At 32.1% G+C, this 12,312-nt stretch carries 9 protein-coding genes; all 9 read right to left on the bottom strand.

The genetic code is table 11. The annotated features are described in order from the left end of the window. Positions 1 to 674 precede the first annotated feature (674 nt). On the bottom strand, positions 675 to 1,307 hold the full coding sequence (locus C0982_RS05335; protein ID WP_101773233.1) for a glycoside hydrolase family 25 protein: 633 nt from the start codon (positions 1,305 to 1,307) through the stop codon (positions 675 to 677). A gap of 304 nt (positions 1,308 to 1,611) precedes the next feature. Beyond that, positions 1,612 to 3,915 (bottom strand): cell wall-binding repeat-containing protein, encoded by a 2,304-nt coding sequence (locus C0982_RS05340; protein ID WP_101773234.1) that lies wholly within the window; start codon positions 3,913 to 3,915, stop codon positions 1,612 to 1,614. A gap of 303 nt (positions 3,916 to 4,218) precedes the next feature. Then, entirely contained in the window at positions 4,219 to 6,816 is a 2,598-nt protein-coding gene (locus tag C0982_RS05345) for a cell wall-binding repeat-containing protein (RefSeq protein ID WP_180946879.1), read from the bottom strand. A 256-nt stretch (positions 6,817 to 7,072) separates the two neighbouring features. Next, on the bottom strand, positions 7,073 to 9,385 hold the full coding sequence (locus C0982_RS05350) for a cell wall-binding repeat-containing protein (RefSeq protein ID WP_101773236.1): 2,313 nt from the start codon (positions 9,383 to 9,385) through the stop codon (positions 7,073 to 7,075). A gap of 215 nt (positions 9,386 to 9,600) precedes the next feature. Beyond that, entirely contained in the window at positions 9,601 to 10,272 is a 672-nt protein-coding gene (locus tag C0982_RS05355; RefSeq protein WP_145994499.1) for a hypothetical protein, read from the bottom strand. Between the two features lie 166 nt (positions 10,273 to 10,438). Further along, entirely contained in the window at positions 10,439 to 10,588 is a 150-nt protein-coding gene (locus C0982_RS05360) for a YvrJ family protein (RefSeq protein ID WP_101773238.1), read from the bottom strand. A gap of 55 nt (positions 10,589 to 10,643) precedes the next feature. Beyond that, on the bottom strand, positions 10,644 to 10,871 hold the full coding sequence (locus C0982_RS05365) for a DUF2922 domain-containing protein (protein WP_101773239.1): 228 nt from the start codon (positions 10,869 to 10,871) through the stop codon (positions 10,644 to 10,646). A gap of 10 nt (positions 10,872 to 10,881) precedes the next feature. Beyond that, complete coding sequence (locus tag C0982_RS05370) at positions 10,882 to 11,103, bottom strand: DUF1659 domain-containing protein (RefSeq protein ID WP_101773240.1); 222 nt, start codon at positions 11,101 to 11,103, stop codon at positions 10,882 to 10,884. 209 nt (positions 11,104 to 11,312) lie between these two features. After that, the gene (gene nrdF / locus C0982_RS05375; RefSeq protein ID WP_101773241.1) at positions 11,313 to 12,302 is read right to left on the bottom strand and encodes a class 1b ribonucleoside-diphosphate reductase subunit beta; all 990 of its coding nucleotides are present in this window, start codon (positions 12,300 to 12,302) and stop codon (positions 11,313 to 11,315) included. Between the last annotated feature and the right edge of the window lie 10 nt (positions 12,303 to 12,312).

Genomic DNA, 12,312 nt, shown 5'->3' on the forward strand with positions numbered 1-12,312 from the left:
GCCAGGATCAAACTCTCTTTAAAAAATTTGTCCGCTCAGATCTATCTAGTATTATCTCGAAATATCTGGCTTGGTTTGTTGTTTGTGGTTTAAACCTTTATGGTTTAAACGATTAATCAATTGTTTTGAAAACAATATGAATTAACCTGCTGTTTAATTTTCAAAGTTCATTTTGTTTACCTGTCGTTTTTGACGACTAGATAATAATAACATTTTTAATTTCTTTTGTCAACATTTTTTTAAAAAACTTTTTTTATTTTTTTAAGTTGTTTTCCGTTTAGCTTTTTGTTTTTTGTCTCTCGTTGAGGACAAGTAATACTATACCGCAAATATATATCTTCGTCAACACTTTTTTAAAAATAATTTTATCTTTTTTTTAATGAATGCATACTTTGTCATCGTAAACATTGAAATATCAATGTTTTGTTTTATAGAAAACTGTAATATTTTTTAATTATTATTTGTTTTTATATGAAATGATCTTAAATCACACATAAAACTTTTCTAAAAAAAATTAATTTTAATGTAAATAATATTATTTTTATATAAAGAGCCTAAAAATAATATCATATATTTTATTCTTTGCTTTCTGATTACATAATAAAGTATGTCAATATTTTTATTCTTTGCTTTTTGATTACCTAATAGAGTATATCCATATATTTATATCTTAATCAATATCCATTAAAATTTTTACCAACAATTAATTTAGGATAATCTACATAAGACACATTGCAATCTACTCCTCCCTCACCAGTATTGCCCATACCCCTAAATCTTCCTCTATTCGTATATTGCCACATACCTATTTCACCAACACCTGTATATCCATGCGACTGAGAATACCACCTAGCTATCCATAAATCATATTTTTTCAACCTATTCATATCAAACTTTTGATCAAACCAATACTTCATAGAATACATTCCCACATAATAGCCATGACTTTCCAATATACTAAGAAACTCTACAGCGATATCAGTCCTAAGTTTATTTCCTAGATTCCCCTGATACTTTTCGTCTTCCAAATCTAAATACACAGGGTAATCAAACTTCATTCCCTTTAGACTATTCAAAAACATATATGCCTCTCGCTTAGCAGAATTTACGTCTCTCGCGTAACAATACCAATAAGTACCTACACCTAGTCCCACTTCCTTAGCGCCTAAATAGTGGGATACCCACATAGGATCTTCGCCTGTTGCTCCAGAATCTGCCTTGATTATTACAAAGTTTACTCCTGACTTCTTTGCCTTTTGATAGTCACATCTTCCGTTATACTTGCTGACATCTACTCCTCTTAACATTTATCCTCCTGACTTAGGCTCTTTATAGCTTTAGTGTAAATTAGAAAGAGAGAATCTATAACCATATAAAGTTAGCATTATGTGACAATAGCTTTTGTCATTAGATGTATAGTTTTTATTATAGTTAGAAAGTGTACCTTGTTTTGACTAACATTAAATAGTCTTAGTGGTATGCTTGTTTATAATTGCAATTACTTCTTGTCCAAAATATATAATTCGTTAATAAATATAGTTTTTTATAAAAAAAGAAAGGATATGAAATTAATCACATCCTTTTTTTCAATTCTTTGTATAATATAAAAAATTATTTTTGCGCATCATTGTGAGCTTTTTCGTAATTTTTATATGAACTATTTAACTTTTCCTGTATAGATTTTATTTTTGAAGTTTCATCATTACTTTTAAACACATCTACTATTTTAATTTCTTTTGCTTCCTTTAGTGTTTTTTCATACAATTTTTTTGCATCTTCAGAACTTGATGTAGTTTTTTCACCAGACAAACCTTTTTTAGACTCTTCACAATTATTTATAGTAGTATTTAAATTAATAAGTTCAATAGTGTTATTAACCAAAATTCCACCTTGATTGTTTATTTTTTCGAGTTCTTTCTTGATATTTTTAATACTTTCAGTTCCAACGCTATTATCTATGCTCAGTTCATATGCTTGTGTTCTCTTGCTACTTATTTCTTTTTCTAAGGATTTTCTTATATTATTGTAATTTGATTTTTCCGCAAAGTTAGTATCACTTAATAAATCGTTTTTTATTTGAGTTTTATTCAACAAATTATCCGATTTTTTTATTTCTTCTTTTAGTTCATTTTTAGCTTCTTCAATTCCTACTTTATCAACAGCATTTTTATACTTTTTAAACTCTGTCTTTAATTTAGATATAGATTCATCTAATATTTTAGCTTGGTTGTCTCTTTGCTCCAATGTGCCATTTTTATTTATAGTATTTGATTGTCTTAAAATTCTAGAAGAGTCAGTTAATGCATTTAATAAAGTCCCACCTTCGTCTATATCCTTTTTAATTTCTCCTAGAGAATCAACCTGTGCCATTACTTCATCTGCACTTTTAATAGATTTATCCAAAGTATCTTTAGGTATTTTATTTCCAAGTTCCTTTAATTTCAGTATTTTCTGTAATTTCTCTTTATTCTTTGTAGAGTTTGTTTCATTTAGTAATGTTTTTGCAGAAGTTATTTCCGAACTAAGATCTTTTTGAGCACTGCTAGGGTTTTTAGAAGGTATTAGTTTTTCTGCTTCCTTTATAGCTGTATCCAATTTTGAATAGTACTGGCTATCAGCTATTTCTAATACTTCATCTAACTTTTTATTTAATTCGCTTTTCTTGGTATTAATAGTTGCTGCTACTTCTTTTACACTAGATGCATTATCTACGTATTTTTCTTTTAGTTCCTTGCTTAATGCTTTGTAAGCATCAAGTTTAGTCTTATTTGAAGTATTTTCTCCTATCAATTCTACCAACTTATTGTTATCTTCTATAGTCGATTTAATTTCTCTTAATGCTCTTTGTCTTAGAGTTTCTTCATTATCTCTATTTAGTTTATAGTTTTCTTCTAGCTTATTTATTAATTTTGTTTGTACAGTGCTATTCACTGAGTTCAACCCACCTACAATATACGCTCTATCACGCTTTTGATCAGTGATATACTTATTTATTGAAGTAGGCAAGTCCTTATTTACCAATAATATTGGTGCATTATTTTTCTTTGAAGCAGATATAGCCGTCAAAGCATCTGGGAAATTTCTTCCATCTACTACTACGCATGAATTTCTTTTGTCTTTATTTTCGCTTAAGCTATAATCATACTCAATGTGCTTGAATCCTTCTTCAGCTACTTTTGCAGAAGTTTCATATCTATCTCCACCACTAATCTTCTTACCAGAAAGCCCAGAAATATTTATAGTATCTGTCCCACCTATAATGTAGTTTTTAGAATTACTCTTATATGTTTGTGCCGCAGTTGGAAGAGTTTTTCCATCTGTTAGAATCAAAGGCATATCCTTAGCACCGAGTAATGCTGCTGAACTCAATGCATCTGGAAATTTATTAGTCGCTCCATTTACAAATCCAGCTCCGTTAGCAGTTGAAGTACCAGTTATTTTTTTAGCTACTTCCATTGAAGTCTCATATCTATCATTTCCACTGATTCTTTCTATACTTGAAGAGTTAGATATATTACTTTTTATTGTATTCTCCACTGATTGTGATATCGAATTATTACCACCTAATATATATACCTTCTCAGGGTTTAACCTTTTAATCTCTTTTATAGTGTCTGCTTCAATCTTTGTAGGTGTTGCCAATAATATTGGTGCATCCAACTTCACTGCCAAAGGACCTCCAGACAAAGCATCTGCTGGATTATTTCCATTTACTATTATTAGATTTTTTGTATTTTCTTTAAAATTCCCTTTAGATAAGTCTATAGCTGTTTGAAACCTCTCATTACCGCTATATCTAGTAATATATAGTATATCCCCTTTAGTCACATTAGTTTCTGCATTAACAATATCAGAAAAACCTATACCACCTATCATCAAAGATGACATTGCTACTGCAAATATTCTTTTTTTCATATTGCACCTCCTAAAACACTAATTCAGTGTATTTTTGCCTCTATATCTGATTATAACAAATATTCATCGATTTTCAAATACAATTGTATTAACACTACCTCAAAAATTATTTCAAAGTATGCATTTTTCAAAAAAACACTATCTAAAATATTATATTTGATTTATTTTTATCCATACTCAATTTAGTATATCAATATTTATTTTCATTTAATATTTAGTTTTTTAATACATTAAATAATAAAAAAGAGAACAGATATATCTGCTCTCTTTTTTTATATAATAAGTTTAGTCTTATATTTTATCTTATAAGTCTAGCTTTTCAACTACTACCTTCATTACATCTGCAGATACTACTCCACCAACTTGATAGATGTTAGTTCTCTTATTGTAAAGAATTCCATCCTTTTCCATTAACTTGATCTGATCCTTAGTCAAAGTATCAGAAGTCAGTATAATTGGGGCATTTCTCTTACTTGCAAATGCTCCAGATGTCTGAGCATCTACTAGGTATGCATTCTTACCTGATGTAAATACTGCACCACCTACTTGTATTGCTTTATCTTTTTTATAGAATTCGTTTATTAGATTTAAGTTAGTTTCATATCTGTCAGTTCCAGAGATTCTAGAAACAGAGCTATTGATATCTTGAGCATCCTTGAATACCTGAGTACTAGCTGTATCTGATCCACCTATTACGTAAGATGATTTGATACTTACCTTAGAGTCCTTCAAGAAATCTCTTGTATCTCTGTTGATTCCATCCTTGTTTACTACTACTATTGGACTAACCTTTCTGTCCTTAACAGCTACAGTGTCCTTCTTATCTATATCATTTTCATAGTTAGCTGCTACTGGTGCTACTGACATAGCATCGGCTGCACCATTAGATCCTACATAGTATACTGTTTCGTTCATCTGAGCATCGTAAGAAAGTCTCTTAGCAACTTGTAGTGAAGTAGCTGTTCTATCAGAACCACTAACTCTTACTACTACAGCTCCAAATTTATCTTTTAACTGAGTTTCAACAGATTCTGGAACAGAATCCTTTCCACCAACGATATATACAGTCTTGTTCTTTAATTCATTCTTAGTAGCTCTATAGATTTCATCTAGAGTAGCCTTGCTAAGACCATCCTTTGGATGAGCTAGCAATATTGGTGCATTCTTTGCACTTGCAAGAGGAGCGGCAGATAATCCATCTAGTTCAGCTCTACCTCCTACTATTACTACAGAATCAGCAGCATTCTTGCTGAACTGATCTCCAGATACTTCAATTGCTGTCTGATATCTATCAGAACCAGCTAACTTGATGAAGTGACCTGATACAACTTCTGTTTCTCCCTTTAAATCACGAAGAACGTCAGCTAAGTCTTTCTGAGTCTTTCCAGTAATTACAAACTGTAATTCTCTCTTTCTAGATGTATCATTTGAATCAAATACAGGAACTGTAAACTTAAGAACGTAATTATCTCCATCCTTATCAATCTTAGCACTATCTAGTGCATTCTGTAGAGTTTCTGCCTTTTCTGGATTTAATGTGTAGCTAGTTCCATTATAGTTGAACTTATATGGAGATTTCTTTGCATTGATTAATCCATTTACAAAGTCTTTACCATTTTCAGTATAACCAGTTTCTCTAGTGTATATATTACCTAGTTCAATCTTTTCTTCAGTAACATCTGCGTATGCATATATGTTAGTATCCCCATTTGCTAAATCTAGAGTAGCTCCTCTATCTCCATCTTTAAATGTTGCAAACTTTACAATGGTATCAAGAGTTGTTTGTGTGTTATTTGGTCCAAGGGATACTGGTCCGCCATTTTTATCAAGTGCACTTGTCAAATCAATAGCATCATCGTTTACCTTTAATATTATTTCATCTCCACCTGTAAGCTTAAGAGTGATTTCATTTACAACATCAGCATCAGCAAGTGAATTTTTCTTAACTTTATTATCAACTAATACTAGTTCATCTTCCTTATCTTTGATTTTTACACTTAGATCCTTAACGTATGTAGGCGTATTTGCCGCTGCTTCTGCATCCTTAACAGCTTGCTCTGCCTTTTCAACTGCTGTTTTAGCATCGTCTGCTGCTTTTTTGGCATCATCAAATGCAGTTTGCTTAGCAGTCTGATCAGCCTTCGCTGTTTCCAATTTAGCATTAGCTGCATCTATTTTTCCCTGATCTCCAGTTTCATTAGCTGCCTTTACATCTGCATCTGCTGTTTCTACAGCCTTATTAGCTGCATCTAGATCAGTTGTAGCTGTTGATAATGCAGCATCTGCTGTTGTTTGTGCTTCCTTTGCATCTGTAACTGCTTGATTTAATGCAGTCATATCTTTTGCTTCTGGGACATTTTTAAGAATATCTTTAGTCAATTCCGTCATAGACACTTGCATTTCAGTGTCAGTTATCGTATTGCTTGCAACTAAGTATTTTTTCTTAGTCTCTTTAGTAGATTCTCCGTCTTTGTGACCCTTATCTACTATTGCTACTTTAACATTCTTGTTAGCACTTTCTTTTTCAAGAAGATTATCAAGCTTGTTAACATCTTCTACTACATACCAGTTAGAAGTACCTTTTCCTAAATCAAAATTAGCGTCCTTGTAGTAACTTGTCCCCAAAGCTACAAATCCATCGGCAGTGATTTCTTTTCCTGTTGTAACTAGAACTGCATATTTTGAATTTAAGTATTCTTTTGGTAAATCTGACCCACTAGTCTTTCCTAACCCATCAGCAAGCTTATTTGTAAATCTGTCAGCTAAAGCTTTTTTAGCTGCATCTACAATAGTACTTTTTGATGCATCATTGTGATCAATTACCTTTGCATTTGCCACAGCTGGAGCTACAGTCGTTACAGCAGTAGCCGCAGCCATCAATATTGCTACTTGTTTCTTCATATAATAATTCCTCCATTCAGAATTTAAAATTTTTACTATTTTCTTCATAATTGTCTAACTTATCTAGTAACATTATTCTATATTTATATATTATTACAACTTTGTAATAATATCAATAGTTTTTGTAAAATTGTTTCTTTCTGACACTAAAAAAAGTTACAAAATGGTGTCAATTTTATAATTAAATCAATAAAAAAGGATGAAGAAAATTCTTCATCCTTTTAACTATATATTGTTTAACAATATTATTTTATTCTTATAAATCTAACTTTTCAACTACTACTTTCATAGCTTCAGCAGATACTACTCCACCTACCTGGAAGATATTAGATCTTAGACCTTCAAGAGCTCCACCCTTTTCCATTAACTTAACTTGATCCTTAGTTAAAGTATCATTAGTTAATACGATAGGAGCTTTATTTGCAGCTGCAAAGAAACCAGCAGTCTGAGCATCTACTAGGTAAGCATTCTTACCAGAAGCAAACACAGCACCTTCTGCCTTCATTTGATCAGCAGCCTTATCATTTTTGTAGAACTTATTTATTAAGTTTACATTTGTTTCAATTCTATCTTCTCCAGATATTCTTTCAACAATTGTTAATTCAGCAGCATCCTTATAAGACTGCGTTCCTACAGTGCTTACTCCACCTACTACATAAGATTTTGTTGAATCTTTTTTTGTTTCTAATTCTTTTTCTAAGAAATCTCTAGTGTCTCTATTTATTCCATCTTTTCCTACTACTACTATAGGACTAACTTCTCTAGGATCAGAAACCTTTACTACTTCTTTACCATCTACTGTTTCACTTGTAGTCTTTACTTTTGCAGCTACAGCAGAAACTGACATTGCATCAGCAGCACCGTCTTTACCTACGAAGAAGATATTGCTTTCTGCACTAATATGCTTGTCATACTTTAGTCTCTTAGAAACCTGTAGTGAAGTAGCCATTCTATCTTCTCCACTTACTCTTACTACTACTGCACCGAACTTGTCAGCTAATTGCTTTTCAACAGATTCTGGAACAGAGTTCTTTCCACCAACGATATATACAGTCTTGTTCTTTAATCCATTGTTAGTAGCTCTACCTATTTCATCTAGAGTAGCGTTGCTTAATCCACTCTTAGGACTAGCTAATAGTAAAGGAGCATTCTTTGCGCTTGCAAGAGGAGCAGCAGATAATCCATCTAACTGAGCCTGCCCACCTACTATAACTACAGATGAAGCACCACCCTTGTCAAACTGTTCAGCAGATATTTCTATCGCTGTCTGATATCTATCATCACCAGCTAACTTAGTGAAGTGTCCAGTAACAACCTTTGTGCTTCCCTTTAAATCACGAAGAACATCAGCTAAATCTTTCTGAGTCTTTCCATCTATAGAGAACTGTAAAGTTTTCTTTCTTCCGTCATCGTTTGCATCTAACACAGGAACATCAAACTTAAGTACGTAGTTGTCCCCTACTTTATCGATTTTTCCAGCTTCTATAGCTTTCTGAAGAACATCGCCTTCCTGTCCAGCAGTTGCATCTATCTTGTAGTTAACACCATTGTAGTTAAACTTAAATGGATCCTTCTTAGCATCTATTATTCCGTTTACGAAATCTTTACCTTTTTCAGTGTATCCAGTTTCTCTGGCGTATATATTTCCTAAGTCAATCTTAGTTTCAGATACGTCTTTGAAGCTGTACATTGTAGTATCACCATTAGGTATATCTACTACTGATGTAAGACCATCTTTATTTTCTACTAAAGCAAAGTGATCTACAGCATCTAGAGTGTTCTGAGTGTTGTTAGTATCATCAAGCTTTATTATTGCATTCTTATCATTATAAGCCTTTGCTAAGTCTATCTTTTCACTACTTACCTTTAAAGTTATTACTTTTCCACCAGTAAGAGTAAGCTTAAGTTCATTTACTGTTTCTGGCATTTTTGCATCAGCAACTTTGAACTTATCTGATACAAGTACAGTATCATTAGCTTTTAATTCCTTTACAAACGTAGGTTTTGTATCTTTATCATTTTCCTTAGCTTCTTTTATAATTTCTTCAGCCGCAGTTATTAATGCAGCTGAGTTGTTATAAACTTCATTTGTAGTTGAAATTGTAGCCTTTCCATCTTTGCTTCCCTTATCAACTATAGCAACTTTAATTTTTTTAGCCTTTTCTTCTGTACTATTCTTTTCTAAAAGAGTTTCAAGCTTTGCAGAATCTGTAACTGCATACCATCCACCTTTTTCTCCTAGTATTTCTACTGTATCTAATGTTGCATACTCATGTGTTTTTTCAGCAGTATCTATTGCTTCAAATCCATCACCATATGAATCTGCACCCTTCACTAGTACAGCATACTTTGAGTTTAAGTATGGTTTTCTAAGATCTGATCCGTTTGATGAGTTGATTCCATCAACCTTTGCGTCATCATACTTGTCAGCTAGTGCCTTCTTAGCAGCATCAACTATAGTAGTTATTGATGCGTTTTCGTTATTCTTAATTTCTGCATTTGCTATTGCAGGTGCTACTGTTGTTACAGCAGTTGCAGCAGCCATTATTACAGCTATCTGTTTTTTCATGTTATAAATTCCTCCCAACGTATTTTAATACATTTCTAATAAATTAATATTAAGATTTCATATACCTAAATATAAAATCACATATTCCTCACATTATAATACTATTACAATATTGTAATAATATCAAGTTTTTTTTTGATTTATTTGCAATTTTTTTACAAAGTAAACCTTTATCAGAGTTAATTATACATGATATCGCTCCTTTTTACAAGCGATTAAAAGCTTTTTTTACAACTGTTTTTCTTTAATTTTTTTAGTATTTCTTCTACTTCTTTTTCTGTAATGATTTCCTCTCTGTAGGGACTTTTCTTGCTTTCTTTCAGATCTATTTTGATGTATTTCTTTGAGTTTTTACCCTTCCTCAGAAATAATAGTCCATTTTGTTCTTCTATTATTTTTTCGTGAGTGCTTTTCATGTTTGTCGTCACGTCATCGTGCATCTTTTTGAATATGCTATCTGGCATATCGTCCCATTCACTTATGTATCTTCTGATTTGAGCGGGGCATCTATCTAGCCTTACTCCTATTTCGTCATATGTCATTGCATAGCAGTCTCTTAGTATTTTACTTACAGAGGCTTTTTGTCTTTTTTCTGCACTTTGTTCTTTTTCTATATAGACTCTGTCATTATTATATATGTTACATATTTTTCTCATTATTTCCATGTTATCTTCTAATGAACTACTAGTTGCCCTTAGTCCGAGTATTAATAGAACAGATACATCATCAAAGTATTCTTTTGCTAGATGTATGTATTCCTTTTTACTGGTGGCTTTTGTGGATAATAGTATTTCCGCATTTAGAATATCCCTGATTATAATGTCCGCATCTTTGCCTGTGATTGTCTTGTACTTATTTGTATCTCCCTCAAATGAAGAGTGTAGCACCAAATTAAGTATATATAGCGCGTCTTCTCTAGATTGTTGATTAAATATTTCCAGTAGTTCTTCTTCTTAAGTTAAATTTTTCTTTATCCATTTTTATCCCCCATTTTTTACACCAATACCACGAGAAGCTATTTCTCCTCGTGGCACTGTATGTTTTTTTAATTTTTTAGTTTTTAGATTCTAGCGTCCTAGATAATTCTGCTATGCATCCTGATAGTTGATCCATTTTTGACTCCATCCTTACGAGTAGGTATACTGTGATAGCTATCGGGAATCCTACATTTTGAACTATAGAACTAATTATCTCCCAATCCATGTCATCTCCTATTCTGCAATTTTTTTCTATTTATAACTAATATTGCTAAATTATTTTATAGTACCAAGTCATATTTTTCTGTAGATACGTTCATTAGCTTAGCATCTACCGCTTCCATTACACCTATTCCCTTAGGCTCTAATACTTGCTTAGCTACTATAAAGTCCATCACATCTTTAATAGTTGCTTCTGTGATATCGTCTTTTGGTTCATTTACTGATAAAGAAAACTTCTTGTCATCTACCTTCTTGAATCTCATTACTATGCTTTTATTATTTTCCATTTTTTACCTCCTATACGTTTACTACTCTGTCATTTTGAATTTTGTAAATACCAACTACTTTTAGTTTTTGAAGACCTGCTACTTTTTCAGCAATAGTGTAGAAATCCTCATCTGATAACTTTGGATTAATATCATTCAAATTCAAGTTCTTATACTTTGCGTTCCCCCTTTCATCTTGACCGTTGCTCAATTTAATTCTCAGTGTTACCTTTTTGTTTTTTAATTCTGCCATGATTTCCTCCTTTTTGTTTTGTATTTGATTATTTCTTTCTTGATTCTTTACTGAAATTTCAGTTTTGTGTGTTGACTGAGCTCCTGTCTACAATGCTATTATATAGCTTTATATAAGAAAGTGAAACCATAATATTAGCGCATTAATAAAAAGGTGAACATAATTGTCCACCTTTAGTTAAAATCTATTAAGTACATTTTAGTATTTTTTTATAAGTTTTCAAATTCAAAATCAGAATCTTCAAGAGGTTCGTATATACCCTTTTGATAGCCGTTCCCCTTTGTAGAGAAGAAGTCGTGAGTCTTAGTCTCCGTACTTAGTCCATTTAGCACTATTGCGTTTACTGGCTCAACTTTATAAAAATCTTCAAATCCAAGATTATTAAGAGCTGTATTTGCATTGTATTTTAGGAAGTTGAGTACTTGCTCTTCAAGACCTACGTCCTTATATAGTAGCTTTGTGTAGTTTTTTTCGTTTTCCATTAATTCTTTTAATAGATCGTATACCTTGTCTTTCAATTCGTTTCTATCATCGTAGTCAAATTCATTGAATTTCTCTTGTGCTAATAGACCTATATATTTTCCGTGAAGTGATTCATCTCTCAGTATTAGAGATATTATTTCACCACTTGATATCATCTTTCCTTGACCTGCTAGGAACAAAGGATAGAAAAATCCACTATAAAATAGAAAGCTCTCTAGAAATACACTCGTAACCATAGATAAGTACAGACTCTTTGGATCAGTCGTGTTTTCATATTGTCTTAGGACTATTCTAGCTTTGTTTTGAAGAAGGGGTTCTTCTTCTATCCATATGAATAAGTCGTTTATGTCTTCTTTAGATAATAGCGTTGTAAATATATTAGAATAACTCTTTGCGTGAATCTCTTCCATTGTCCCCATAAAAGATAGTACTGCTTTTCTCTGAAGGTTGTCGGTTAGATCCATCATAGATGGTATACCTTCGTTGCCTTGCTTTGTATCCAGTAGAGTCAGACCTGCCAATACTCTTTTGTACAGTGTTCTTTCTGTATTTGTCAGCTCCATCCAACTTGGAATGTCCTTCGATACAGGCACTTCTTCAGGTAGCCAAAACTGCTTTACATTTTGCTCCCAAAATGCTTGCGTAAATTCATCATCTTCCACATCCCAATTTACGGCTTTATGTACTCTATCTGTATTTTTTTCTGTTTCACTCATTATTTTATCC

Source organism: Peptostreptococcus faecalis (genome assembly GCF_900240845.1).
GTDB lineage: Bacteria > Bacillota > Clostridia > Peptostreptococcales > Peptostreptococcaceae > Peptostreptococcus > Peptostreptococcus faecalis.

Bases quoted from the DNA above. Each gene is read 5' to 3' on its own strand.
- C0982_RS05345 (WP_180946879.1), bottom strand. From the start codon at position 6,816: ATGAAGAAACAAGTAGCAATATTGATGGCTGCGGCTACTGCTGTAACG.
- C0982_RS05370 (WP_101773240.1), bottom strand. From the start codon at position 11,103: ATGGCAGAATTAAAAAACAAAAAGGTAACACTGAGAATTAAATTGAGC.
- C0982_RS05350 (WP_101773236.1), bottom strand. From the start codon at position 9,385: ATGAAAAAACAGATAGCTGTAATAATGGCTGCTGCAACTGCTGTAACA.
- nrdF (WP_101773241.1), bottom strand. From the start codon at position 12,302: ATGAGTGAAACAGAAAAAAATACAGATAGAGTACATAAAGCCGTAAAT.
- C0982_RS05365 (WP_101773239.1), bottom strand. From the start codon at position 10,871: ATGGAAAATAATAAAAGCATAGTAATGAGATTCAAGAAGGTAGATGAC.
- C0982_RS05360 (WP_101773238.1), bottom strand. From the start codon at position 10,588: ATGGATTGGGAGATAATTAGTTCTATAGTTCAAAATGTAGGATTCCCG.
- C0982_RS05335 (WP_101773233.1), bottom strand. From the start codon at position 1,307: ATGTTAAGAGGAGTAGATGTCAGCAAGTATAACGGAAGATGTGACTAT.
- C0982_RS05340 (WP_101773234.1), bottom strand. From the start codon at position 3,915: ATGAAAAAAAGAATATTTGCAGTAGCAATGTCATCTTTGATGATAGGT.